Source organism: Roseomonas sp. CAU 1739, from assembly GCF_039839775.1.
Taxonomy (GTDB): Bacteria; Pseudomonadota; Alphaproteobacteria; order Acetobacterales; family Acetobacteraceae; genus Neoroseomonas.
Genome location: NZ_JBDOQQ010000007.1, coordinates 181,687 through 206,834, shown reverse-complemented (window position 1 = coordinate 206,834; position 25,148 = coordinate 181,687). Strand labels below are relative to the sequence as shown.

At 70.0% G+C, this 25,148-nt stretch carries 25 protein-coding genes; 17 read left to right on the top strand and 8 right to left on the bottom strand.

Annotation, left to right across the window (positions count from 1 at the left end):
* The first annotated feature begins 169 nt into the window (after positions 1-169).
* The 4 genes from AAFN86_RS13985 to AAFN86_RS13970 are packed head-to-tail and all read left to right on the top strand — an operon-like array spanning position 170 to position 4,647.
* A complete protein-coding gene (locus AAFN86_RS13985; protein WP_347543961.1) occupies positions 170-556 on the top strand; it encodes a DUF4280 domain-containing protein in 387 nt (128 codons plus the stop codon).
* Positions 557-574: 18 nt separating this feature from the next.
* Positions 575-3,649 carry a contractile injection system protein, VgrG/Pvc8 family gene (locus AAFN86_RS13980; protein ID WP_347543960.1) on the top strand — a complete coding sequence of 1,025 codons (3,075 nt, stop codon included), beginning with the start codon at positions 575-577 and terminating at the stop codon, positions 3,647-3,649.
* A gap of 24 nt (positions 3,650-3,673) precedes the next feature.
* On the top strand, positions 3,674-4,300 hold the full coding sequence (locus tag AAFN86_RS13975) for a hypothetical protein (protein ID WP_347543959.1): 627 nt from the start codon (positions 3,674-3,676) through the stop codon (positions 4,298-4,300).
* Complete coding sequence (locus tag AAFN86_RS13970; RefSeq protein WP_347543958.1) at positions 4,297-4,647, top strand: antibiotic biosynthesis monooxygenase; 351 nt, start codon at positions 4,297-4,299, stop codon at positions 4,645-4,647. The genes AAFN86_RS13975 and AAFN86_RS13970 overlap by 4 nt, the downstream gene beginning before the upstream one ends.
* Position 4,648: 1 nt before the next feature.
* On the opposite strand, the gene AAFN86_RS13965 is transcribed toward AAFN86_RS13970, so the two are convergent.
* Both AAFN86_RS13965 and AAFN86_RS13960 read right to left on the bottom strand, forming a co-directional pair.
* The gene (locus AAFN86_RS13965; protein ID WP_347543957.1) at positions 4,649-5,812 is read right to left on the bottom strand and encodes an aminotransferase class I/II-fold pyridoxal phosphate-dependent enzyme; all 1,164 of its coding nucleotides are present in this window, start codon (positions 5,810-5,812) and stop codon (positions 4,649-4,651) included.
* Positions 5,809-7,191, bottom strand: a complete 1,383-nt coding sequence (locus AAFN86_RS13960; protein WP_347543956.1) for a gamma-glutamyltransferase — start codon at positions 7,189-7,191, stop codon at positions 5,809-5,811. The genes AAFN86_RS13965 and AAFN86_RS13960 overlap by 4 nt, the downstream gene beginning before the upstream one ends.
* 305 nt (positions 7,192-7,496) lie before the next feature.
* Between AAFN86_RS13960 and AAFN86_RS13955 the strand changes: the two genes are divergently transcribed.
* The 6 genes from AAFN86_RS13955 to AAFN86_RS13930 all read left to right on the top strand — a co-directional run bounded on the left by AAFN86_RS13955 (position 7,497) and on the right by AAFN86_RS13930 (position 11,366).
* Positions 7,497-8,231 carry a DsbA family protein gene (locus AAFN86_RS13955; protein ID WP_347543955.1) on the top strand — a complete coding sequence of 245 codons (735 nt, stop codon included), beginning with the start codon at positions 7,497-7,499 and terminating at the stop codon, positions 8,229-8,231.
* Entirely contained in the window at positions 8,228-9,052 is an 825-nt protein-coding gene (locus AAFN86_RS13950; protein ID WP_347543954.1) for an MBL fold metallo-hydrolase, read from the top strand. The genes AAFN86_RS13955 and AAFN86_RS13950 overlap by 4 nt, the downstream gene beginning before the upstream one ends.
* Before the next feature lie 131 nt (positions 9,053-9,183).
* Positions 9,184-9,816, top strand: coding sequence for a Hint domain-containing protein (locus AAFN86_RS13945; protein WP_347543953.1), 633 nt, complete (start codon positions 9,184-9,186; stop codon positions 9,814-9,816).
* A gap of 128 nt (positions 9,817-9,944) precedes the next feature.
* Positions 9,945-10,421, top strand: a complete 477-nt coding sequence (locus tag AAFN86_RS13940; protein WP_347543952.1) for a hypothetical protein — start codon at positions 9,945-9,947, stop codon at positions 10,419-10,421.
* Between the two features lie 373 nt (positions 10,422-10,794).
* Positions 10,795-11,130, top strand: coding sequence for a hypothetical protein (locus AAFN86_RS13935; protein ID WP_347543951.1), 336 nt, complete (start codon positions 10,795-10,797; stop codon positions 11,128-11,130).
* On the top strand, positions 11,115-11,366 hold the full coding sequence (locus AAFN86_RS13930) for a hypothetical protein (RefSeq protein ID WP_347543950.1): 252 nt from the start codon (positions 11,115-11,117) through the stop codon (positions 11,364-11,366). The genes AAFN86_RS13935 and AAFN86_RS13930 overlap by 16 nt, the downstream gene beginning before the upstream one ends.
* Here AAFN86_RS13930 and AAFN86_RS13925 read toward each other — a convergent pair.
* Complete coding sequence (locus tag AAFN86_RS13925) at positions 11,353-11,760, bottom strand: CDGSH iron-sulfur domain-containing protein (RefSeq protein ID WP_347543949.1); 408 nt, start codon at positions 11,758-11,760, stop codon at positions 11,353-11,355. The genes AAFN86_RS13930 and AAFN86_RS13925 overlap by 14 nt on opposite strands.
* A gap of 144 nt (positions 11,761-11,904) precedes the next feature.
* Between AAFN86_RS13925 and AAFN86_RS13920 the strand changes: the two genes are divergently transcribed.
* The 3 genes from AAFN86_RS13920 (at position 11,905) to AAFN86_RS13910 (ending at position 14,735) form a co-directional block, all read left to right on the top strand.
* Positions 11,905-12,891, top strand: coding sequence for a succinylglutamate desuccinylase/aspartoacylase family protein (locus AAFN86_RS13920; protein WP_347543948.1), 987 nt, complete (start codon positions 11,905-11,907; stop codon positions 12,889-12,891).
* A gap of 307 nt (positions 12,892-13,198) precedes the next feature.
* Positions 13,199-14,089, top strand: a complete 891-nt coding sequence (locus tag AAFN86_RS13915; RefSeq protein WP_347543947.1) for a fumarylacetoacetate hydrolase family protein — start codon at positions 13,199-13,201, stop codon at positions 14,087-14,089.
* Positions 14,082-14,735, top strand: coding sequence for a polysaccharide deacetylase family protein (locus AAFN86_RS13910; RefSeq protein ID WP_347543946.1), 654 nt, complete (start codon positions 14,082-14,084; stop codon positions 14,733-14,735). The genes AAFN86_RS13915 and AAFN86_RS13910 overlap by 8 nt, the downstream gene beginning before the upstream one ends.
* On the opposite strand, the gene dctP is transcribed toward AAFN86_RS13910, so the two are convergent.
* Positions 14,723-15,688 (bottom strand): TRAP transporter substrate-binding protein DctP, encoded by a 966-nt coding sequence (dctP, locus tag AAFN86_RS13905; protein WP_347543945.1) that lies wholly within the window; start codon positions 15,686-15,688, stop codon positions 14,723-14,725. The genes AAFN86_RS13910 and dctP overlap by 13 nt on opposite strands.
* 7 nt (positions 15,689-15,695) lie before the next feature.
* Positions 15,696-16,337 (bottom strand): NeuD/PglB/VioB family sugar acetyltransferase, encoded by a 642-nt coding sequence (locus tag AAFN86_RS13900; RefSeq protein WP_347543944.1) that lies wholly within the window; start codon positions 16,335-16,337, stop codon positions 15,696-15,698.
* Between the two features lie 90 nt (positions 16,338-16,427).
* Between AAFN86_RS13900 and AAFN86_RS13895 the strand changes: the two genes are divergently transcribed.
* Positions 16,428-17,048: a Tat pathway signal protein gene (locus AAFN86_RS13895; protein WP_347543943.1), complete on the top strand. Its 621-nt coding sequence runs from the start codon at positions 16,428-16,430 to the stop codon at positions 17,046-17,048.
* A gap of 33 nt (positions 17,049-17,081) precedes the next feature.
* Here AAFN86_RS13895 and AAFN86_RS13890 read toward each other — a convergent pair whose 3' ends face one another.
* Positions 17,082-17,690 carry a glutathione S-transferase family protein gene (locus AAFN86_RS13890; RefSeq protein WP_347543942.1) on the bottom strand — a complete coding sequence of 203 codons (609 nt, stop codon included), beginning with the start codon at positions 17,688-17,690 and terminating at the stop codon, positions 17,082-17,084.
* Positions 17,691-17,929: 239 nt separating this feature from the next.
* Between AAFN86_RS13890 and AAFN86_RS13885 the strand changes: the two genes are divergently transcribed.
* Entirely contained in the window at positions 17,930-20,152 is a 2,223-nt protein-coding gene (locus tag AAFN86_RS13885; RefSeq protein ID WP_347543941.1) for a zinc-dependent metalloprotease family protein, read from the top strand.
* A gap of 98 nt (positions 20,153-20,250) precedes the next feature.
* On the opposite strand, the gene AAFN86_RS13880 is transcribed toward AAFN86_RS13885, so the two are convergent.
* Positions 20,251-20,421 carry a hypothetical protein gene (locus AAFN86_RS13880; protein ID WP_347543940.1) on the bottom strand — a complete coding sequence of 57 codons (171 nt, stop codon included), beginning with the start codon at positions 20,419-20,421 and terminating at the stop codon, positions 20,251-20,253.
* Between the two features lie 53 nt (positions 20,422-20,474).
* The gene (locus AAFN86_RS13875) at positions 20,475-22,103 is read right to left on the bottom strand and encodes an electron transfer flavoprotein-ubiquinone oxidoreductase (protein ID WP_347543939.1); all 1,629 of its coding nucleotides are present in this window, start codon (positions 22,101-22,103) and stop codon (positions 20,475-20,477) included.
* A 176-nt stretch (positions 22,104-22,279) separates the two neighbouring features.
* Between AAFN86_RS13875 and AAFN86_RS13870 the strand changes: the two genes are divergently transcribed.
* The gene (locus AAFN86_RS13870; RefSeq protein WP_347543938.1) at positions 22,280-23,110 is read left to right on the top strand and encodes a uracil-DNA glycosylase; all 831 of its coding nucleotides are present in this window, start codon (positions 22,280-22,282) and stop codon (positions 23,108-23,110) included.
* 146 nt (positions 23,111-23,256) lie between these two features.
* Entirely contained in the window at positions 23,257-25,062 is a 1,806-nt protein-coding gene (locus AAFN86_RS13865; protein WP_347543937.1) for a transglycosylase SLT domain-containing protein, read from the top strand.
* Positions 25,063-25,148 lie beyond the last annotated feature (86 nt).

Genomic DNA, 25,148 nt, shown 5'->3' with positions numbered 1-25,148 from the left:
GCCGGCCCGAGGCACGCCCGATCGCGCCGCGGCGTCGTGAATACGAGGTAATCCGGTGGCGCAACGGATGGCGGCATGCCTATCGTCCGCATATGGGTGGCGCAGGCCACGGTGTCGGCGCCACCAAGGCGGCCGGCTGCAAGGTCGGCCACACCAGGAGCAGCAGGCAATGCCGCGGCACGTTGTTGACGGCGCCATACTTCAATGCAGTTTCGGCACCACGCCATCGGTGATGGGCGTGCTGCCGCAGATGCGGGGCTGGAGCACCACGCCCGCCGCGACCATCCTCGACAATGTGCCCATGACGAACATTCGCCCGTTCGGCATGTGCATGAGCGTCGCCAACCCGCAGGTCGCGGCTGCCACCTCGGCCGCGCTGGGCGTGCTCACGCCGCAGCCCTGCATTCCCTGCACCGCGACGCCCTGGAAGCCGGGTGTGCCCAGCAATACCCTGGGCGGCACGCCGATCCTCAACGATACCTCGACGCTGCAATGCAACTGGGCGGGCGTGATCACCGTCACCGATGCGGGTCAGCAGACAGCGCAGGTTCCCTGACGGTTCCGGAGACGGCTCATGGCGCTGAAGCAGAAGGACCGTTTCCTGCGGTTCGAGACGGCCCTGACCAATCCCGACGGCGACGACGAGGATGACAACTTCGTCCTGATCCAGGCGCGCGGCGCGGAAGGCCTGTCCTTTCCCTACGCCTTCGACCTCGCGGCCATCGGACCGAAGACCAAGCGCCCCGACCCGGCACAGCTGATCGGCACGCGGGCGCGCTTCGGGATCAAGCACCTGATCAACGAGGGCAACGACGAGGATTTCGAATTCATCTTCCGGCACGGCCTGATCGAGACCTTCGCCGAGACCGGCCCGATGGGCGACTTCCGCTCCTATGCGATCCGCCTGGTGCCTGCCTTCAAGCTGACAGCCTACGAGACGCGCTTCCGTGTCTTCGAGGAGCGCACCCTTGAACAGATCCTGCGCGAGGTGCTGGCGCCCTATCCCGACGTCGAGCTCAACCTCAATCAATTGCGGGAGGAGGCGTCGGAGGTGATCCCGTACTGCGTGCAGTTCGGCGAGAGCACCTTCAACTTCGTCCACCGCCTGCTCGACCGCTTCGGCGCCTTCTACCGCTTCGAGCATGACCTCAATCCGCAGCGGGAAGTGATGGTGGTCGGCGGCCGCGGCGCGGTGCCGCCCACCCAGACCACGGTCGTGGACGTCGCCACCGGCGATCCGGGCGTGGGCGTGGTGACGGGCTTTCACCGCTCCTTCGTGGTCGCGACGCGCGCGGCCAAGGTCGGCAACTTCAATGAGATCAATCCTGCTACCCCCTTTCGGGGCCGGTCGGACATCGCGCCCGCCTACGACCTGATGTCCGACCACCCGATGCATGAGGCGGAGTCCTTCCCGGTGCCCGCTACCGTGTCGCCGGGCCCGCGCAACCATGCCGACCGCCGCATGCGCCAGAACGAAGGCGGCGTCTTCGGCATCGTCGGGCAGTCGCGGAATTCGCGCTTCCGCGCCGGCCACAAATTCATCGTCACGAAGGACGCCACCGCGGTCGAGGGTGCCGCGGACCAGGGTGCGGCCGGCAAGTCCTTCCTGCTCAAGACCTGTTCGATCTTCGCCTTCGACCATTCCGCGCTGGTCAGCACCGGGCAGAAGCTGTTCGACATGCTCAAGGGGCTGCTCGGCCTGGGGTCGGGCGACAAGGACGATGTGGCGACGGCGGCGGCCCAGTCGCTGCTCGACCAGATCAAGAAGGATGTCGACAGCGGCACAGAGATCTTCAACTGGCTGGACAAGCAGCCGGGCGCCAAGAACCCCTCCGGCCTGCCGGAATTCGTCGGCAATGCACTCGGCCTCGGCGGGTCGGCCGCGGCCGGCGCGATCCCGCTGCTGGTCGCCACCGCCAAGGGCGTGAAAGACCTGATCGAGAAATTCCTCACCGTGCCCGAAGGCATGTCGATCGCCTTCGAGGCGCTGCCGCTCGACGCGCCGCATCTGCGCGACGTGCTGCCGACACCGTCATCGACCAGGCCGGTCGCCTATGGGCCGCATCTGGCGATGGTGGTGGGGCCGGACGGCATCGACACGGCGCAGCGCGACATTTTCACCGATGCGCTGGGCCGCGTGCGCATCCGCTTCCCCTGGGACCCCGGGCCCGACAACCCCAACGACCCGATCGGGCAGGATGCAATCCTGACCGGACGCAACACCTGCTTCGTGCGTGTCTCCGACGGCTGGGCCGGGGAACGGCTCGGCCTGCAGTTCCTGCCTCGCATCGGGCAGGAGGTGGTGGTCGGCTTCATCGATGGCGACCCGGAGCGGCCGATGGTGGTCGGGCGCGCCTACAACGCCCGCGGGGGCACCAGCCACCTGCCGTTCCTGCCCGCCACGGCGCAGGGGAAGCAACTGTCGGTGCCGGCGGACCTCAAGGGGACGGAGACCGACCAGGCGACGCGGTCGGGCATCCGCACCAAGTCGACGCCGCGCAAGCCGGAAGGACAGTCGGGCTTCCATATGATGCGGCTGGACGACAAGCAGGGGGAGGAGCAGTTCCTCATCCGATCGGAGCGGAGGATGGACCAGACCGCCTTCGGGTCCCGCTTCGACAGCACGCGTGGCGACCTGCATGTCCTCGTCGGTGGCGCGCGGGAGGAAGGCAAGCCGCCGCCCGGCGGGTCGATCTTCACCACCGCGGGTGGCGAATACGACCTGCATGTCGGCAAGGACCAGTTCGAGAACATCGACAGCGCCATCAACATCACCGTCAAGACCGACAAGCTGCAGGATATCGGCGCCACCTGGGTGACCTATGCGAACACGATCGCCGCGATCAGCGCGGACGAGATCATCCTGCAGGCGAAGAAGAAGATCACGATCAAGGTCGGCGCATCGAGCGTCGTGGTCACCCCGTCCTCGGTCACCTGCGACGCGGCGATCTACAAGGAACAGCAAGGTGGTTCGCCCTCCGATGCGCCGAGTATCGAGCTGACTGACGCTGCCGACGCCGCGATGGCCGATCCGGGTGAGCCGCCGGACTTCCTCGCACGACTGCCCAAGGGCGGCGGCGGGCCGCGCCGCAAGCACAGCAAGGACCCCAAATTCGGCGCCTTCGTCACCCGCGGCTCCGACGGCACGCTGCTGGTTGGCGGCAAGCAGGATGGCGGCGACAGCGGGTTGCGGATCAAGACCGAGGACCCGGACTTCGCCGACCGCGTGATCAATGACCTCGACAAGCTGCACGACACCCCGGAAGGGCAGAAGAAGCTCAACGACGCCATCAACAGCGACAAGCCCACCATCATCAAGCAGCCCGACACGCCGACCGACCCGCCGAGCGCCAGCACCCAGGCGGACAACCCGGTCGATGCCGCGGCGGCCGGCTTCCCCACCGGCCAGAAGGGACCGGATGGCAAGCCGCTGCCCGGCACGGGAAAGGGGTCGGGCACGACCGTCACCTACGATCCGAAGGACTGGCCGCGGGAAGGCGATCCGGGCTCGCCCACCAGCGACGCCCAGCTCAGCGACATGCTCGACGACGCGGCCCGCAACCGCGACGGGCGGGCAGGGACCGTGCCGGGTGACACCTCGCCGAGCCCGCTGCCGCCTCCTCCACCGCCGCCGTTGGGCGGCCCCTGACGGCCGCGGGGTGGAGAACCGGCGATGGACAGCGGCACCATGAGCGGCGCGTTGCACCTCGTCTGCCGGCCGAACAAGGTCGCCGACGCCTTCACCTTCGCCTACCGGGCCGAGAACCAGGGGGCCGTGCCGCTGTATGTCATGGACGCGATGCCGAGCGTCGACCCGAAGACACGCGCCACGCGCGCCAATCCGCAGGCCGCGGTGGTGGTGCTGCGGGATGACGGGATCGCCGTGCTCGGCAAGTTCATCGCGCCCCTGCCGCAGGACCGCGTGCTGGTGGCGCCGGACCTGCCGCTGTGCACGCGCGTCGATCCCGGCCAGGCGATCGAGCGCGAACTGCGCGTACCGCTGCCCTTCGCCGAGGCGAGCCCGTATTTCGCCGACCTCCGGCTGCGCGAATACGAGGTGGCGGAGGTAACGGGCATCGTCTTCGCCATCGGCTTCTTCACCGTCGATACGCCAGGCCTCTATGCCGCGCCTCCTGCCTATGCGCCGCAGTATTACGTGCTTTCGGCGACGGTGGCGCCGGTGATGGCGGACCTCGCCTGGCAGATGCTGCCGGTGAAGAAGCTGGAGATCCTGAAGCGGACCGATGCCTTCCCGCGCGAACTGAAATCCCACCGTATGGCTGCTGAGAGGCCGGAATGATCGCCGTGATCTTCGAGGTCGAACCAGCGGCGGGGCGCGAGGACGATTACCTCGCCATCGCCGCGACGATGCGCGCGGCGCTGGAGCAGCAGCCGGGGTTCATCGCGGTCGAGCGGTTCCGCAGCATCACCAATCCCGGGAAACTGCTGTCGCTGTCGTTCTGGGAGGATGAGGCGGCGGTGCGCAGCTGGCGCTGCCATGCCGGGCATCGCGGCGCGCAGGCGGCGGGGCGCGGCGGTGTCTTCGCCGGGTTTCGGCTGCGCGTGGGTGGCGTGATCCGCGACTACGGGATGAATGAGCGGCGGGACGAGGCGCCGGCTGACAGCAATGCGGCGTGGGGGTTGTAGGTCAGCGCTCCAGCCAGCCCGCCAGCCGGCCCGGCGTTGCCGCCATGTCACTCTCCGCCCCGCAATAGGAGAAGCGCAGGAAGCGTGCCCCGCGGTCGCGATCGAAATCCAGCCCCGTGGTCGCGGCGATACCGGCCTTCTCCAGCATCTCCGCGCAGAAGGCCGCACTGTCATTGGTCAGGTGCCCGACATCGCACCACAGGTAGAAGGCGCCATCGGCCGCCGCGATGCTGGTGAATCCGGCCTTGGGCAGCCCTGCCAGCAACGCCGCACGGCTGCGGGCATAGGCCGCCTTGTTGGCCTCCAGTTCCTCGACGCAGTCCATCGCGGCCTCGGCCGCCACCTGCGCGATGTGCGGGGCGGAGATGAACATGTTCTGCGCCAGGCATTCCACCGGACGGACCAGGTCCTCGGGCAGCAGCAGCCAGCCGATGCGCCAGCCGGTCATGGACCAGTATTTCGAGAAGGAATTCACCACCACCGCGCTGTCGCTGAACGCCGCCGCGGTGCTCTCGGCGACGGTGCCCCAGGTCAGCCCGTGGTAGATCTCGTCGCTGATCAGCCGCACGTCATGGTCATGGCACCAGCGGGCGATGGCCTGCAATTCGGCCGGCGACAGCATGGTGCCCGCAGGGTTGCACGGGCTCGCCACGATCAGACCCTGCGGGCGCGGGTCCATCCTTTCCAGCATCGCGATGGTCGGCTGGAAGCGCGTGGACGCATCACAGGGCAGCAGCACCGGCTGCATGCCGAGTGCGGTCAGGATATTCGCGTAGGGCGGGTAGAAGGGCGCGGCCATGGCCACGCGGTCGCCAGGGTCGAAGGCGGCGAGGAAGGCCAGCGGGAAGGCCCCCGAGGCGCCGACGGTGACGGCGATGCGCGCCTCGCTCACGGTCGCACCGTAGTGATCGCGGTAGTGCCGCGCGATGCGGCTGCGCAGGGATCGCAGGCCGAAGGCCTCCGTGTAGCCCATCGGGCTGCCGGCCTGCAGGGCGCGGATCGCCGCTTCGGCCGCGCCGCGCGGGACGCCGGTGCCGGGCTGGCCGACCTCCATGCGGATGATCCCCGGTGCGCCCGGCGGCAGCGACGCGGCGCGCGCATTGGCCGCCGCGATCACGTCCATCACCAGGAAGGGCGGGGCATCGCCCGCCCGGCCGACCTTCATGGGGCGAAGGACCCGGTGGCGACGCCGCCGCCGCGCGGATCGGCCGCGGCAACGCAACTCGCATTGCCGCCGGGGATATAGGCCGGGCAGGACAGCGCCAGGCCGCGCCCGGGTTCCGGGATCGCGGCGAAGCCGCTTTCGAAGGGCTGGCGGCGCAGCGCGGTAGACAGCATGGTCGCCGCGGCGATGCCGGCCGCCTGCTGGCCGGTGCCCGCCGTGGCCATGCGGAAGCCACGCAATTCGCGGTTCGTCACCAGCGTCACGGCGAGCGGCGCCGGCGGCACCGTTCCCATCCCCGGTGCGGCGGCAAGCAGGATGCCGGTGCCCTCCGCGATGCGCCCCGTGCCGAACAGGTTGTTCATCGAAAAGGCGCAGGCGACCGCATTGCCGGCCGGGTCCATCGTCAGCAGCCCGGCGCTCGCGCCAGACATGCCGCCGCCGCCGAGCGGCGGATTGCCACCCTGGATCGCCTGGAAAGCAGCGGCCGTCCCAGCCGCGCCATCACCCGAGGCCGGCAGGAAGAAGGCGACGTCGTTGCCGACCGGCACGCGCACCGCATCCTGCACCTCGGCCCGGGCCTCACGCAGTTCGGGCGCGGTCAGGCCGCCGCCGGCGGTCACCGAGGCATCCTCGAGCCGTTGCGACAAACCGCCCTGGTACAATTCGCCGACGCCGCCGGAACGCATCTGAGCAAGCGTCGCACCGAGGTCGAGCTGGGTCAGGCGCTCCCCTCCGCGCAGCGGCCCGCCGCCACGCGCGCCGAAGACGCGACGCGCCTGCGGGTCGTTCAGCAGCGGGGCGGCGACGACCGCGAGGTCCTCGGCCAGGGCGGCGGAGACCTCGGTGCCGAAGCGGGCGAGGTCCTCGGCCGGACGGATCAGCTGTTCGAAGCGCAACTGCCCGCCGCGGGTGTGCAGCAGGAACAACCCGCGCGCCATCAAGGGCAGCGCCGCCGGCCGGTCCGTGCCGGGCGGCAACGCGGCGCGCGACCCGGCGGGGAAGGAAACCGCGATGACCTCCCGCAGCCTCACATTGTAGGCGAGGCAGGCACCACCACCGCCGATGCCGGCGCGCGACGGCAGCGTGACGCCCATGGCAAAGGCGCCGGCGATGGCAGCATCGACGGCGGTGCCGCCAGCCGACAGGATTTCGCGCGCGACCAACGCGGCGCGGGGTTCGTCGGCGACCGCCCCGCCCAGGAAGCCGGTGACGTAGCCCGGTGTCCCGATCGGCACGGTGGGCGTCCGGCTCCCGCCGAACCAGGACGAACAGCCCGACAGCAGCGCGGCGGCCGCCAGCAGCCCCGCGGCGCGGCGCACTGGCCGCCTGGCGGTGCGGCCGGCACGGTCGATGGCGCTGCTCGGTATGCTGGTGTTCATGCCCCTGACGCTCACTTCCCCTGCCGAGCGGCCCGCCGGGGCGGCGCCGGACTGAATCGGACGAAACCTTATCGGACGAACGCTTTCAAGCGCCGGGCCATAGACGCCTTCGCCACCAGCGGCAACCGCATGTTCATCCGCACCCGGTTCGATCGGCCGGCGGGCACCGGGCAGCCGGGCGGTTGAGCCGCCGCGCCCGGTCGCGCATTCTGCCCCGTGCGCCGGGCTGGGGCCCGCACTGGCGGGCCGGGCGGCGCGCGCCATATCGGGTGGGACTTGGGCCGCGCCGGCGCCGGGAGAAGAGCATGAGACGGACCTTCCTGCTGGCCGCGGCCGGTACACTCCTGGGCGGCCGCGCCATGGCGCAGGCCTTCTCCGATGCGCAGCGCGGCGAGATCGTCGAGATCCTGCGCGACGCCCTGCGACGCGACCCGTCCATTCTGCGCGAGGCCTTCGGCGCCTTGCAGGCGGCCGAGGAGCGCGACCGCGAGACCGCCCTGCGCGGGGCGATCGTGGAGAATCGCGAGGCCATCTTCGGCGTCGCCGGCGATCCGGTGCGTGGCAATCCGCGCGGCAACGTGACCATCGTCGAATTCTTCGACGCCCGCTGCCCGTACTGCAAGCGCCTGCATGCCGAGATGGGGCCGCTGCTGCGGCGCGATGGCAATATCCGCGTGGTGATGAAGGACCTGCCGATCCTCGGGCCGCAATCCGTGGTGGCGTCACGCGCGCTGCTCGCCGCGCAGCGCCAGGGCAAGTACCCCGAATTGTATGATGCGCTGATGTCGCTGCGCGGCGAACCGACCGATGCGGTGATCCGCAGCGAGGCCGAGCGGATCGGCATCGACTACGCGCGCATGCGGCGCGATATGGAGGATCCATCGATCCAGCAGCGGCTTGACAGCAATGTCGCGTTGGCGCGCACGCTGCGCATCGAGGGCACGCCCGCACTGATCATTGGCGACACGCTGGTGCCCGGCGCCATCCCGGTCGCCCAGATCGAACAGATGATCGCCGCCGAGCGGCAGCGCCGCCGATGACCGGCATGACCGCCTTCATCTGCGCCACCTGTGGGACGCAGCACGCGCCTTCCGCCGCGCCGCCTGCGTCCTGCGCGATCTGCGATGACCCGCGCCAATGGGTGCCCGCCGCCGGCCAGCCATGGACCACGATGGAGGCGCTGTCCCGCCGCCACGCGATCGGCTGGCGGGAGGTCGCGCCGGACCTGCTCGGCTGCGGCATGTTCCCCGATTTCGGCATCGCCCAGCGCGCCCTGCTGATCCGCACCCCGGCAGGGAATGTGCTGTGGGACTGCGTGGCACTGCTCGACCCGGCGACGGTGGCGATCATCAAGGCCATGGGCGGGCTCGCCGCGATCGCGATCAGCCATCCGCACTACTATGCGACCATGGTGGACTGGGCCCGGGCCTTCGACTGCCCGGTGCTGCTGCACGGCGCGGACCGGCGCTGGGTGATGCGGCCCGACCCGGCCATCCGCTTCTGGGAGGGCGATCGCCACGTCGTGCTGCCCGGCGTCACGCTGCACCGGCTCGGCGGGCATTTCGCCGGGGGGACCATCCTGCACTGGGCCGCCGGCCGGGGCGCGATCCTGACCGGCGATATCGCCTCGGTCACGCCGGACCGCCGGCACGTGTCCTTCATGTGGTCCTTTCCCAATTGGGTGCCGCTGCCCGCCGCCGAGGTGACGCGAATGGGCGTGGTGCTTGAGGCGCTCGATTTCGATGCGGTCCTGGGCGCCTGGTGGGACCGCGTGATCCCGACAGGGGGCAAGGCGGCGGTGCGGACCAGTGTCGCCCGCTATGTCGCGGCGGTGACCGGACCGGGGCCGCTCGGCGCCTGAATGCCGCAGTTTCCATCTTGGCGTCGCGCCAGAAACTGCTACGACAGCGCAGCGCCAGTCACATTTCATGAAAAATGAGACGATTCCACGGTGTCTGAAACCCATCGCCAGCGCGACCAGGGAGAACCCGGATGAGCGGCGATGCTTCCGACAACGTGGTGTGCTTCGCCGAGGGCACCCTGATCATGACCCCTGCGGGCGAGGTGCCGGTCGAGCGCCTGCGCGCCGGCGACATGGTTGTGACGCCGGGGGCGTCCGCCCCTTTCGCGCCGCTGCTGTGGGTGGGAAGCCTGCACATCGACCTGGCCCGCCAGTGCGAACCGACACGGGTGGCACCGGTGATGATCAAGGCCGGCGCCCTGGCCGAGGGCGTGCCCTTCCGCAACCTGCATGTCAGCCCCGACCACGGGCTGCTGATCGACGGGGTGCTGGTCCCGGCGCGGTTGCTGCTCAACGGCATCACGGTCGTGCAGCAGAACTGGCTGCGGGAAGTGACCTATCATCATCTGGAACTGGCGCGGCATGAGGTGGTGGTCAGCGAGGGCGCGCTGACCGAAAGCTACCTTGATGACCGCAACCGGCACCTGTTCGGCAATCCTGCCATTGTTGTGCTGGGCCTGGAGCTGGCGACCGGGCGTGCCGCGGGGCGCCAGCCCGATACCTGCGCGCCGGTCGTGGCCGAAGGCGATGCGGCGCTGGCGGCGATCCGGCGGCGCATCGGCGCGCGGGCGGGGTATCTGCAGGTTCGCCGCAATCGCGCGTGACTGGCCGCGCCGGTGCGGGATGGACGCGGTGGCCGGCCGGTGTAGCGTCGGCCGTGACGCGGGCAATGGGGCAAGCCGGTGATGAGGGCCGCTGGACCGGAGCGTGAACCAGGCCCGCAGGGCGCACCGTGACCATCGCGGCCGCGCGCTTTGCCGTCCGCCAGGTCGATGGGCGGCACCTGGCGATGGGCCTGGCGCTGCCCTACCTTGCGGCCCGGCAGCCTTTCGCGGCGTTCCAGGCCGGCGAACTGACGCGCACCGTCGCGGGGCAGATCCTGCGCGGACATTACCTGATGGCGTTCGAGGGCGCGCGGCTGGTCGGCTATCTCGGCTGGGCCTGCTACAGCCCCGCCGACGCGGCCGCCTACGCCGCCAGCCTGGAGGCGCCGCCCGACAGCCGCGCCAACGGCCAGGGTGTCGTCTGGCTGCTGATGGCGGCCGCCACCATGCCCGAGGCGCTGGACACGATGCTGCGCGACGGGCGCCGTCGCTATGCGGGATGGCGGGCGATGGGCGTGCGCCACCGGCGCAACGGCCGTGTCGTGGTATTCGACCAGCCGATCCGCCTGCGCGACGCCAACGCCCAGGTCAGGCCCGAAAACTAGACGAAGCCAACGATATTGGTGTTGTCCGATGTATGCGGATCCGAGCCATCATGAATTGTTTCGCAATCACCTGTCGCCGCGCGGCGCAAGGTCGCGAGACATGTCTGCCGCCGCCGGGCGGTGTCCGGACGCGGATCGATGACTGAGGCCCGGCGGCCGGTCGGGACGCAACCGTGCATCGGGGGCCGCAGATGGCATTGTTCAACGGTGACGACGTCAACAACACGCTGTCCGGTGGCGCCTTGATTCCCTGTTCGGCGGCACAGGGGCCGACACGCTCGACGGCTGCGACAGCGTCGAAGGCGGCGCGGGTGCCGACAGCCTGCTCGGCGGCAGCGAGGACTTTCTCTCCTACGCCTCCGACACCGCGGGAGTGACGATCGACCTCGCTGCCCGCACCACCGCCGGCGGCGACGCGGCGGGCGACACCTACAGCGCGGCCTTCGACAGCGTCATCGGCGGCTCAGGCCGCGATGTCCTGCGCGGCGACGCGGATGCCGACAACCTCATCGGCGGGGATGGCGACGACCTCATCGAGGGCCGCATCAATGCGGTCGGCATCAACGATAACCTGAGCGACTGGGCGGGGCGGGGGCGGACCAGTTCCGTCTGGGCGCCGTGTCGGACAGCACGCCCGGGCAGCGGGATGTGGTGCTGGACTTCACCTTCGATGCGACGAACGGCTTCGACCGCGTGGACCTGCGGCTGATCGACACGGACCCGGTCGCACCGCTGGACCAGGGTTTCACCTATATCGGCGGCGCTGCCTTCGGTGCGACCGGTGTGGCGCAACCTCGTGTGACGGCGATCAAGGCAGGCGTGCAACTGGCCGAGGGCGATGTGAATGGCGACGGCACGACGGACCTCGCGGTCGAGATCCACACAGCAGCCGCACCCGTCGCGGGGTGGTTCCTTATTGTGACGTGGCGGCCTATGGCGCGATGAAGCCCGCGCGGCGGTGGGTGCCGTCGCAATAGGGCTGCTTGGCCGATTTGCCGCAGCGGCAGAGGAAGACCTGCATCGTGCGGTCGGTGACTTCGCCGGCCTCGTTCAGCATGACCAGCGGGCCGGTCACCTTTACCGGCCCGTTCGGCTGGGGTGCCAGGTCGATCGCGGCCGGCGCATCGGGCAGCGCCACGCCGTCGCGGTGCGGCCCATCCCCGGTCAGGCTGCAAGCTGCCGTGTTGTGACTTTCATCACACCACGGCTTGGTCTTCGAATGGCCGCAGCGGCACAGCCAGGCTTCCGCGCCGACTGCCGACCCCGCCAGATGCAGGTCGCCGCGCAGTTCCAGCGGGCCATCCTTGTGCAGGCGCGCTGTCGCGTGTTCCGTCGCCATGGCCCTTCCTCTCCGCCTCGCCACGGATGGACGAGTGTGCTGGCCTGTATACACTGTTGCCGTGCATTCCTTGTCGTTTCGCCGCAGCCACATGCAGCATCGCGTCGTGTTCCTGCAGGCGACCGGTGCAGGTGATCGTGCGCCATGAGCGATGAAGCGACGGTGCAGAACTGGGCCACGACGCCGCCGGTTGTACCAGTGAACATTCCGGCACCGGATCTGCGACCTTGGCTGGCGGGCAATACGGGCATCGCCGGCGCGTGGTCCTTCGTGGCGGAACGCCCTGGCCCGCACCTCGCCTTGACCGCCATCGTCCATGGCAACGAGATCGCCGGGGCCACGGTGCTCGACCGCTGGCTGCGCGAGGGCATCCGCCCGGCGCGAGGCAGGCTGAGCATGGTCTTCGTGAATCTCGCCGCCTTCGGGCGCTTCGACCCGGACGATCCGACCGCGTCGCGCTACCTCGATGAGGATATGAATCGCCTGTGGGACCGCGCGACGCTCGACGGCCCCCGGCGTTCGGCGGAATTGCGCCGCGCGCGCGACCTGCGTCCGCTGATCGACACGGTGGACCTGCTGGGCGACCTGCATTCCATGTTGTGGAAGTCCGACCCGCTGATCCTGACCGGAGAAACGGAGAAGGCCGCGCGGCTTGGCATGGCGATCGGCGTGCCGCCGACGGTGGTGTCCGACAGCGGCCATGCCGGCGGGCGGCGCGTCATCGACTATGATCGCTTCGCCGATCCGGCCACCGAACCGACGGCCGTGCTGATCGAAGCCGGCGAGCATTGGGAACCGGCCACCGTCGCGCGCATGGAACGTGCCGCCGCCCGCCTGCTGCGCCATGCGGGCATGGCGCAGCCCGGCCAGGCGCTGGCCACCGAGACCATGCCGCCCAGGCCCCGCCGCGCGCGGGTGACGCGTACCGTGACGGTGCGCAGCCGCGCCTTCACCTTCCTGCGCGAATTCCGCGGCGGCGAGGTGATCCCTGCCCGCAACACGCTGATCGCGCTGGATGGGGAGGACGAGATCCGCACCCCTCATGATGATTGCCTGCTGGTGATGCCGACGCCGATCGTCCATCGCGGCCATACGGCGGTACGGCTGGCGCAGTTCATCGACGATCGCTGAAAGCGATCGTCGAGAGTGTTTGTTTGATCCCTCAGACGGCGGGCGGCGGGCATCCGCCCGCCTTGCCTTCGCGCCCTTCGCTGACGCGCCCGGAGGGGCAGGCGGTCTGGGCGCGGTCGCGCTTCGCGCTCGCGGATCGAGGCAGGGCCTCGATCCGTTTTGCATGTCCCTCAGACGGCGGGCGCGGCGTGTCGGGGCCTGAATTGCGGGGGCGGGGCTTCGCTCCAGTGCTGCAGAAGGGGGGCTTGTGCGGCGGGCCGGGCCGCGCTTGCTTGGCGCCCAGCCAGATCCTTTGGGGGGAATAGCCATGGCCGGCCCGAAACTGATCACCTTCGCCGATGCCGCGGGCAGCCGCGCGGGGGTCCTGCTCGATGGCGGGCGCGTGCTTGATCTTGCCGCGGCCATGCCGCCGGCGCGCGACATGCTCGGCCTGATCGAAGCCGGTCCGGCGATGCTTGCGGCCGTGCGGGTGCTGGCGGCGAACCCGCCTGCCGCCGCGGTGCTGCCGCTCGACAAGGTCGCGCTGCAGGCGCCGATCCCGCGCCCGCGCCGCAATGTCTTCTGCGTCGGGCGCAACTACATGGACCATGTCGCCGAGGGCGACCGCACCCGCGGCATCACCAATTCCGAGGTGCCGAAATTCCCGCAATTCTTCACCAAGGCGCCGGACACCGTCATCGCGCCCGGCGCGCTGGTGCCAAGCCATACCGGCGTCACCGAATGGCTGGACTACGAGGTCGAACTGGTCGCCGTGATCGGCACGGCCGGGCGCGACATTCCGAAGGACAAGGCGCTCGACCACGTCTTCGGCTGGACCATCGGCAATGACGTGACGGGGCGCGAATTGCAGCGCCGCCATGGGCAGTGGTTCAAGGGCAAGTCGCTCGACCGCTCCTGCCCGATGGGGCCGGTGATCGTGCCGCGCGCGGATCTTGATGCCTCGGACCTCGCCATTGGGCTGAAGCTGAATGGCGAGCAGCGTCAGTCGTCGCGCACCTCGAAGATGATCTTCGACGTGAAGGAGATCATCCATCAGCTGTCGGCCGGCTTCACCCTGCTGCCGGGTGACGTGATCATGACCGGCACGCCCGAAGGCGTGGGCTACGCCATGCAGCCGCCGCAGACGATGAAGACCGGCGACGTGATGGAACTGACCATCGAGGGCATCGGCACGCTGACCAACGCCATCGGTGCCTGAACCGGTGCCGGAGGTCTGCCTGACCTTCGACAACGGACCCGAGCCTGAGGTCACGCCCGGTGTGCTGGCGGTGCTCGCGCGCCGCCGCATCCGGGCGATCTTCTTCCTGGTCGGGCAGAAGCTGCGCGACCCAGTCGCGCGCGCCTGCGCCGAGCGCGCGAAGGCCGAAGGCCACGCCATCGGCAACCATACGCTGACGCATGGCGCGCCGCTCGGCACCCGCAGCGCGGCCGAGGCGGTTGCCGAGATCGCCGAAACCGACGCGCTGCTTGGCGTGCTGCACGGGCCTGACAGGCTGTTCCGCCCGAATGGCGGCGGTGGCCGGCTCGGGCCGCATCTGCTGAACCGGGCGGCGGCGGACCACCTGGTCGCGAATCGCCATACGGTGCTGCTGTGGAATGCCGTGCCGGGGGATTTTCGCGACCCGGATGGCTGGGCGGCCACGGCGCACGGGATGCTGCGCGCGACGGCCGAAACCGTGGTGCTGGTGCTGCACGACCAGGCGAATGGCGCGATGCGCCATCTCGACCGGTTCCTGGGCGAGGCCGTCCAGGCTGGCGCGCGTTTCGGCGCGACGCCGCCGGACACCTGCGTACCGATGCGGCGCGGCGTGCCCGGCGCCGACCTGGCGCGTTACGTCACATAGGCGGTCAGGATCGCCGCGCCCGCTTCCCCGACTGCCGCGCGCCACTGCCCGATCGCCCCGCCCGCCGCGCCGCGCAGGGCTGCGCGCAGCGCTGCATCCGGGTCGTGGATGGCAACCCGATTGTCCCGCATGACGCGGCGATTGGCGTCCAGCCGGCCGACGATGGCCTGCCATTGCCGGGCCTCGGTCTCGGCCCCCGCCTGGGTCACCGCGTCGCGCTGCGCTGGTGTCAATTCGGCCAGACGAGCATTCGACGCGAAGCCCAGCGACAACGGCCAGGCGTAGTTCAACTCGGTGAAATTCGGCAGCCAGCGCCACAACTGCCGGCCCGCGCCGCCATCGCCCGAGGACAGCACCGCATCCAGCGTGCCGGCCTCAAGCCGCGCATTGACCTCGGCGAAGGACAGCACCTCGGCGGTGGCGCCTGCGGCGCGCAGCACCTCGGTGCCGGTCGCGTCATAGGTGCGCACGCGCAGCCCGCGCAGATCCTCGGGGCCGGGCACCTTGTTGCGTGTCCACAGGCCCGATGGCGGCCATGGCGTGGTCCACAGCAGCGTCGCGCCATGTTTCGCCAGGGCCGCGACGTAGTGCGGCCGGGCGAGGTCGCGCAGCCGCGCCGCATCGGCGTGGGACGCGGTCAGGAAGGGCAGGGAGGAGAGCAGGAACAGCGGATCGACGGCATTCATCGACCCCGCGAAGGAATCGACCGCGGCGAAGCGCCCTTCGGCAAGCGCGGTCAGCGCGGCGGCGGACCGATAGCCACCCGGCCCATCGGTGGCCGCCGTGACTGGCACGCCGCGCGCCGTGGCGGCGGCGGCGAAATGGGTCACCCCTTCGCCGGGGATCGAGGTGGCCGGGTATTCGGTCGCGACCGTCCAGCCCGGCGACTGCGCCCGCGCGGTGCCGATGACGAGCGCCGGTGCGGCAAGGATCAGGCGGCGGGCGAGGGGCATGGCAGGGCTACTCCGGATGCAGGGGCCTGGCGGGGATGCCGGCGACCGTGACCCCCGCGGGGACATCGGCCAGCACGGCCGCCCCCGCGCCGATGATGGCCCCCGCGCCGATGATCACGCCAGGGCGGATCACCGCGCCGGCGCCGACCATCGCACCGGCGCCGATGTGCACGCCGCCCGCCAGCACGGCGCCAGGCGCGACATGGGCGGCGTCCTCCAGGATGCAATCGTGTTCGACGATGGCGCCCGTGTTCACCAGGACCAGGCGGCCGATCCGCGCATCCGGCCCGATGACGGCGCGCGCCAGGACCGCCGTGCCTTCGCCAAGCATGGCGCCGTGCCCGAGGATGGCGCCCGGATGCACCAGCGCCGGCAGGGTGAAGCCGGCTGCGCGCAGCCGCTGGGCCGCGGCGCTGCGCTGGGTATTGCTGCCGATCGCCGGGTGGGCGTGGGCGATGCCCGATCGCGCCAGCGACGGCAGCACCGTTTCATCGCCGAGCACGGGGATGCCGAGCAGCGAAGCGACCTTCGGCGCCGCATCGACCACGCCGGCCACCTGCCAGCCGCCATGCGCCAGCACCAGGTCGAGCACCGCCTTGCCGTGCCCGCCCGCCCCCAGCACCAGGATCGCCGGCTTCCCATCACCCATCGCCACACCCTACACGGAAGCCATGCGCGCCATCACCTTGCCGCGCGAAGGACACTAGACTGGGCCGGCTTGCCCGACCGGAGGAGACGGATGCGCATCCTGGCTGTCCTTGTCGCACTCGTGGCGCTGCTGGCGGGCGCTGCGCCGGCCCAGGCGCAGAACCGATTCTGGCTGCAGAACAACACCGGCCAGACGATCGTGGCGGCCAATGTCTCGCCATCGCGCGTGCAGGAATGGGGGCCGAACATCCTGGCGCAGGGGCCGGTGCGGCCGGGGATGCAGGTCTGGGTCGAACCGACCTTCCCCGACTGCTACCTGGACATCAAGGTGCGCTTCGCCGACGGGACCGAGGATGGGCAACTGGGTGTGCATGCCTGCACCCTGTCGCGCATCACCTTCGGTCAGGATGTGCCGTTCGCGCCCACGCCGCCTCCGCCGGTCGAACGCGTGATCAACAATCCGTCCTTCACCTTCGTCAACCGGACGGGGGAGACGATTCGAGAGATCTACGTCTCGCTGACCAGCACGCGGAGTTGGGGCCAGGATCGGCTGGGGCCGCGCCAGATCCTGCCGCCCGGGGCGTCGATGCCGATCAGCCTGCCGCGCGGGGAGGTCTGCACGGCGGATATGCGGGTGGTGTTCATGGACGGGCGCATCATGGAACAGCGCAACGTCGAAACCTGCCGCATCCGCGAATTCGTCTGGCGGTAGGGCGGGAGGGGCCAGGCCCCTCCCGTGTCGGTCTCAGCCCTCGCGCTGCTTGCGCGCGCGCAGCGCCGCCGGGCGCGTCAGGCAGGTGTCGAGCCACGCCTTCACCTTGGGGAAGGGCGCGAGATCATACTTGTTCGCCCAGGGCGCATACAGCACGCAGGCGAGGTTCAGGTCGGCCACCGTGAAATCCTTGCCCAGCAGGAAGGGCCGGTCCGCCAGCACGCTCTCCAGCACGGCCAGGCGCAGGTCCAGCGCCTCCTTCCCCGCCGCCGCTTCGGACGCGACGCGCTCGGCTTCCGGCTTGAGGTAGGTGTTGTAGCCCCAGCGCATGACGTGGGCCTCGACCTCGGTCCCGGTCCACAGCGACCACTGCATGACGCGCGACGCATCGTTGCCCGCGGGCATCAGCGGCGCGCCGGCCTTGGATGCGATGTGCAGGTTGATCGCCAGGCTCTCGAACAGCACGAGGTCGCCGTCTTCCAGCGCCGGGATCTTGTTGTTCGGATTGATCGCCAGCGGGCGTTCCAGCTTGAAGCCGGGGGCGAAACCGAGCGGGACGACCTCATAGGGCAGGCCCGATTCCTCCGCCGCCCAGATGCAGCGGAAGGCGCGGGAGCGCGGAACGCCGTGGATTTTCAGCATGGATTGGTTTCCGTTTCCTGGGTAATCCGACCGCATCTACCGCAGCGTCCGAGTCCGGCCCAGGGGCCTCCAAGCGCGAGGGCCGCTGCCCAGATTTCGGGAAATTCATCACGATAACGGATTGGTGTGTGGATTCGACACACTCCGAACTTTTCGACCCAGCTAAATTAGCGCTCACTTGTCCTTGAGCCGGACTCCGCGCTAGTCCCTGCAGCCGTTGGTTGCAGGGGGGAGTTCTGATGCGGCCGTTGCGTGTAGGATTGCCTGGTGAGGCGGGCCTGAATTCTGTTGACCTGCCCGATCTTGCCGACGTCTCTCCGCCGCCCGGCGCAGGCCGCGTCGAAGAGGTGCTGGTCCACACCGCTCGGGATGCCGTGCTCGGCGGACCGGCGGGGCAGGTGGCGCCGGTGTTCCAGGCCCTGCTGCCGGACGGCATGCCGGGCGCCCAGGCTCTGCAGCCCCAGGCGATCACCTTCGATCCCGGTTTCGTGCTGACGACGGTTCCCACCGACGGTGTCGGTGTATCCCTTGGCGACACGTTCCGCCTGCACAGCAATCCGACGTCGACCTACAAGGTCTATCTCGACTTTGACGGCCACACGACGACGGGCACCCAGTGGAACTCCTACTGGGGCACCAGCAGCTTCTATTCCGCCGCCTTCTCGACCGATGGGTCGGAGTCCTTCAACACCACCGAGCTGACGAGCATCCAGCAGGTCTGGCAGAAGGTCGCGGAGTACTTCGCGCCCTTCAACATCGATGTGACGACCGAGGACCCCGGCGCCGCCGGCCTGACCCGGTCGGGCACCGGCGACAATGCCTTCGGCATCCGCGTCGTCATCACCGACACGGCGCGCGACGGCTCCGGCGGGGTCGCCTGGATCGGCTCCTTCGACTGGAGCACGGGCGAGGCGGCTTTCGTCTATGCCAACAACCTCGGCCCCGACAGCGCACGCTACATCGCCGACGCCGCGGCACATGAGGCGGGGCACTCGCTCGGCCTGTCGCATGACGGCCAGACGGGCACCGAATACTACTACGGCCATGGGAGCGGGACGACGAGCTGGGCGCCGGTGATGGGCGCGGGCTACAGCGCCAACGTCGTCCAATGGAGCAAGGGGCAGTATTACGGCGCGACGCAGACCCAGGACGACCTCAGCATCATCACGACGCAGAATTTCGGCGTCGGCTATGCCGCTGACACGGCGGGAGGCACCCTCGCCACCGCCGCGACGCTCAGCGGGACCAATACGGGCGGCACCACGACAGTCGCGACCTGGGGCGTGATCTCGGGCTCGGGCGCGACCAACGATGTGGACATGTTCCGCTTCGACGTCTCGGCGGGCGGCAGCGTCAACCTGACCATCGATGCCGTCACGCGCGTCTATGTCACCGGCAGCACGACGCCGATCTACGACCAGTCCTCCTTCTCCATGCTCGACCTCTCGGCGACGCTCTACAACGCCGCCGGCGGGGTCGTCACCGCGTCGAACGACCCGTCGCGGCTCGATGCGGTGATCAGCGTCTCGGGCCTCGCGGCGGGGTCCTACTACCTCGCGCTCGATGGTGTAGGCGTGGGCGACCCGATGTCGTCGTCGCCGACCGGCTATACCGAATACGGCTCGCTCGGGCAGTACATGATCCGTGGGACCTACTCGACTGGCACCACGGCTCCGCCGCCTGCCGGCGTGCTCAGCGTGGACCGCAGCGCGGTCACCACGGGGGAGGGCGGCAGCGCGGCGACCTTCCGCGTCTTCCTGGCCAACACCGATGCATCGACGCCCGACAGCGTCACCGTGCAGATCGGCGGCCTCGACGCGACTGAAGGCAAGCTCGGCGCCGCCAGCGTGGTGCTGACGCGTGCCACCGGCTTCGTGGCCGATGTCGCCCTGACCGGCGTGAACGACCGCGACGATGACGGCAGCGGCGCCTATGGCCTCAGCCTCACCACCGACGCCTTCGGCAGCGCGTCGGTCGGCGTGACCAATCTCGACAATGATTTCGCGACGGCGAGCGCCGGCGCGCGCGGCACCAGCCTGGGCACCTGGAAGAAGGCGCCGACGGCGGCGAGCGCGACCCTAGCCTCGCTCGCGAAGGATGACGGCGCGTCGATGACGCTCACCGAAGGCACCGTCGGCCAGAATGCGCGGCTGGAATGGCAGTGGCAGTTCACCGGCCTGACGGCGGGCGGCAAGGTGGTCCATCTGGACGCCACGGCGGCGGCGGAGGCCATGACCTTCCAGTACTCGACCAATGGGACGAACTGGCAGAACATCGATGGCGGCTCTACCGCGCACACCTCGTGGAAGGGCGACTACGACGTGACCGCGACCGGCAGCACGCTGTGGGTCCGCGTGATCGATTCTATCGCCACGGGGGATGCGTCGCGCAGCACCGTGTCGATCGACGTGCTGACGATCGAGGATGCCGGTTCGGTCACGCCGCCGACCTGGTTCATCTGATACCGGAGCCGTCTCCGCTCGCCCTTGCAGGCGGCAACAGCTCCCGCCCGATCAGGTGATCACACCTGGTCGGGATCGGCCCCAGGCGGCATGATGCGTCAGTCGCGTGGAGCCTGATCCCGCGCGAGCCCGTGTGCCAGCGCCTCCACTGCGCCGTGGAAGCGCCGCAGCAGCAGCACCCAGATCACCAGCAGCGGCACGGCCCAGAGCGCACCGAAGGCGCCCCCGGCCAGCGCCGCGCAGGCGACCCAGCCGAGGCCCATCAGCATGCCTGACCGCAACACCCCGATGAGGGGATGCGCAGTGCTGGCCTGCGGCGTCGTCACATGCCGCCGATGTAGTTCGGGCCGCCGCTGCCCTCAGGCGTGCACCAGTCGATGTTCTGCGTCGGGTCCTTGATGTCGCAGGTTTTGCAGTGGACGCAGTTCTGCGCGTTGATCTGCAGCCGCGGCTGCCCTTCCTCGACGCCGACGGCCTCATAGACGCCGGCGGGGCAATACCGGCTTTCCGGGCTGCCGAAGGTGTCCCAGTTCACGCCCTTCCAGCGCGATGGGTCCTTCAGCTTCAGATGCGCGGGCTGGTCTTCCTCATGGTTGGTGTTCGACAGGAACACCGAGGAGAGACGGTCGAAGGAGATCACGCCATCGGGCTTCGGATAGGCGATCTTCGGCGCGTCCGATCCCTTCTTCAGCTGCGAATGATCGTCGTGATGCGCCAGCGTCCAGGGCGACTTGCCACGGAACACATAGGTTTCGAGCGCGGCATTCACCATCCCGCCCCACAGGCCGAACTTGGCGAAGCCGGGACGGATGTTGCGCACGCCTTCCAACTCGCTCCAGACCCAGGAGGCGCGCAGATTGGCCGGATAGGCTTCGAGCACGGGAGCGCGCTCCTCGGCCTTCAGCGCCTCGGCGATCGCTTCCGCGGCGACCATGCCGGACTTCATGGATGTATGCGTGCCCTTGATCTTCGGCACGTTCAGGAAGCCGGCGGAATCACCGATGATGGCGCCGCCGGGGAAGACCAGCTTCGGGATGGACTGGAAGCCGCCTTCGTTCAGCGCGCGCGCGCCATAGGCGATGCGCTTGCCGCCCTCCAGCATCGCCTTGACGGCGGGGTGGTGCTTGAAGCGCTGGAACTCGTCGAAGGGCGACAGCCACGGGTTGGTGTAGTCCAGCCCGACGACGAAGCCGATGCTCACCAGGTTCTCGCCGAGCATGTACAGCCAGGACCCGCCATAGGTGTCGGACTTCACCGGCCAGCCCACCGAATGCCAGATCAGGCCGGGCGTGTGCTTCTCCTTCGGGATCTCCCACAGCTCCTTCATGCCAAGGCCGAAGGTCTGCGGCTGCACGCCCTCGCGGAGGTTGTAGGTCTCGAACAGCTTCTTGGTCAGCGAGCCGCGGCAGCCCTCGGCGAACAGCGTGTAGGTGGCGCGCAGTTCCATGCCCGGCTGGTAGTTCGGGCCTTCCTCGCCGTCCTTCGTGATCCCCATGACGCCGGCGACGACGCCCTTCACCTGGCCATCCTCGATCAGCGTCTCCGACGCCGCGAAGCCCGGATAGATCTCCACGCCCAGCGCCTCGGCCTTGGCTCCCAGCCAGCGGCACACATTGCCCAGGCTGACGATGTAGTTGCCATGGTTGTTCATCTGCGGCGGCGTCGGCAGCTTGAAGGCCTTCGTCTCCGTCAGGAACATGAAGCGGTCGTCCTTGGCGGGGGTCGCCAGGGCGGGCGGGTCGTCGCGCCAATCGGGGATCAGCTCATCCAATGCGCGCGGTTCGAGCACGGCGCCCGACAGGATATGCGCGCCGATCTCGCTGCCCTTCTCGACCAGGCAGACCGTGGCGTCCGGGCTGAGCTGCTTGAGGCGGATCGCGGCGGCGAGCCCGGCCGGGCCACCCCCCACGATCAGCACGTCGAATTCCATCGCCTCGCGCTCTACGGACATGTCCCCGTCGTCTCCTGCCAAGAGCAGATCCCGTCCCGGTGGAAGCACCCGGACGGGCGAAGATGCTCGCTCAAACAAAAACCTGGGCGGTCCCAGCCAGGGGAACCGCTCTCGTGGCGTCCATCTAGCCGCAGCCCGGGTTGCACGGAACCCCGCGCGGGGCCGATATGGAAAGGATGGAGCATGATCGGGCGGCGCTTCTCGCCGCACTTGCGCTGCAACTGGACTGGGGGGCGGAGGAGGCGCTGGCCGAGGCGCCGCCGGATCGCAGCGCGGTCACGCGCGCTGCGGCCGCCAGCGTGCCCGCGCGGCCCATGCCGGTCGCCGGCCCCGCCGCGGAAGCCCCGCGCCAGGCTGCCACCCCGCGGGCCGTCGTCACCCTGCCGCCCATGGCCGCCCCGCCGGCTGCCGGCCGCGCTGCCGAGGCCGCCGCGGCTGCGACGAGCCTTGAAGCCCTGCGCGAGGCGATCCGCGCCTTCGACGGGTCCCCGCTGCGGGAGACCGCGACCAACCTGGTCTTCGCCGATGGCGACCCCGGTGCCGGCCTGATGCTGATCGGCGAGGCGCCGGGCGGCGAGGAGGACCGGATCGGCCGGCCCTTCGTCGGGCCGTCGGGGCAGTTGCTCGACCGCATGTTCGCCTCGATCGGGCTGAAGCGCGACGAGGGCGGCTTCTACATCGTCAACATCCTGCCCTGGCGCCCGCCGGGCAACCGCACGCCGACCGATGCCGAGATATCGCTGTTCGTTCCCTTCGTGCTGCGCCACATCGCCCTGGTGAAGCCGCGTCACCTGGTGCTGCTCGGCGGCACCTCGGCCAAGGCGCTGCTGCGGGTGAAGGAGGGCATCACCCGGCTGCGCGGCAAATGGCACCAGGTCGCGGTCGAGGGGCTCGGCGAGGTGCCCGCCCTGGCCACGCTGCATCCGGCGTATCTGCTGCGCACCCCGGCCGCCAAGCGCGATGCCTGGTCCGATCTGCTTTTGTTGCACCGCAGCATCACGTCTTGATCGCGAGACGACAGGTGCAGGACCCAGGCCAACCCCCTGAGAGGGTTCAGTGCGGTCTCGAAATGCGCGAATCGTCCCGATCATCGGAGTTGCGTCGTTTGCGCAACGCTCGTTAGTCGCGACTCGCCATGCGCGCGATCTGCCCCATGGCCCGCCATGTACCGGCGGCCCTCGCGGCTGTCGTCGGTACTCCGCTACTGCTCGGAACCCCCCTTCCGGCCGTGGCGCAGCGGGCCGCCCAGACCGCCTCGGCCGCTCCCGAACTACCCATTGCGGGCGGCGGGGCGGCAGGGCTGCCGCATCCGCTCGCCCCCGCCGATGCCACGCGCATCGCCCGTATCTTCCTGTTGCAGGTCCAGGGCCAGCAGGCCGCGGCACTTCGCGAGCATGAGGCGCTGAGCGATCACCGCCTTGATGGGCCGATCCTGGCCGATCGCTGGCTTGGCCCGCAGGCCGCCGCGCCGCGCCCGGAGGACCTTCGAGCCTGGCTCGCCCGCCATGCCGATGAACCGGATGCGCCGCGTATCCACGCCCTGTTGGCGCGGATCTCGCCCCAGGGCGCTGCCCTGCCGCCGGCCCCCGAGGAAGCCGCCCTGCCCGAGGATGGCGAGGCGGTGCCCGAGGAGCGCGAGCCGGCCGCGCGGGGCTTCGTGCGCAACCCCGCGCTGGACCGGACGGTGCGCGAGCGCGCCGTCGCCGGGGACACCCGTGGCGCGCTGGACCAGATCCGTCGCACGCGTGGCATGACCGTGCCCTATGCCGCGGCGCTGCGCGCCGACATTGCCCTCGCTCTGTTCCGCCGCGGGGAGGACACCGCCGCCTTCCGCATGGCGAGCGAGGTGGCCCGTGGCGGGCATGAGAAGACCGGCCGCGCCGCCTTCGCCGCCGGCCTCGCGGCCTGGGGCCTCGGGCGGTTCGATGTGGCACTGCCCTATTTCGAGACGGCGGCACGGGCCGAGGGCGGTTCGGCCGCCGCGCGGGCCTCGGCAGCGTTCTGGACCGCGCGGGCGGCGGTGCGCGCCCGCCGGCCGGCGCAATACGTGCCATGGATGCTGCAGGCGGCGCAGGAACCGCGCACCTTCCACGGCCTGCTGGCGCGGCGCGCCCTGGGCCTGGCGCCAGGCTTCGCCTGGCATGGCACCGCGACGGAGGCGGGGGCGGCGGCGCTGGCTGAATCGGCTGGCGGCTGGCGGGCGCTGGCGCTGCTCCAGGTCGGCCAGACCGTGCGCGCCGAGGCGGAACTGCGCGCGCTGTGGCCGGCGGCGCGCGGCAATGCGGCGCTGGCGGGCGCCATGTTGGCCGTCGCCTCGCGCGCGGGGATGACTAACCTGGGCGCCCAGCTCGCCGGCCTGGCACAGGGGGCGGATGGGCGGCCGCGCGACCTGCAACGCTTTCCGCTGCCGCGGCTGGAACCAGCCCAGGGATTCCGGATCGACCCGGCGCTGATCTACGCCCTGGCGCGGCAGGAATCGAATTTCGATCCGGAGGCGATCTCCCGCGCCGGGGCGCGCGGCATCCTGCAGGTGATGCCGGCGACCGCGGCCTATGTCGCGAATGACCCGAGCTTCCGTGCCGAGGGCGCGGCTCGACTGCACGACCCCGCCCTGTCGCTGGAGATCGGGCAACGCTATTTGCTGCAGCTGGCCCGGCAGGAGGCTGTGGGCGGCGACCTGATCCGGCTGCTGGCGGCGTATAACGCCGGGCCGGGCAACCTTGCGCGCTGGCTGCCCGCGGCGCGCCACCGCGACGATCCCTTCCTGTTCATCGAGGCCATCCCGATCGAGGAGACGCGGCTGCATGTGCAGCGCGTGCTGGCCTATTCGTGGATCTATGCCTCCCGCCTCGGCCTGCCGGCGCCGAGCCTGGAGGCGCTGGTGCGCGGCGCCTTCCCGGTGTTCAGCGCGGGGGATGGCGGTCCCGGCGATGGCGGGCGGCGCGTGGCGCTGAATTAGAGCATGATTGGTTCACATTCGTTCACCCATCACGCTCTACCCTATTGTTTGATCGCGTGATTCAGACCTCCGGTGCATTCGCACCT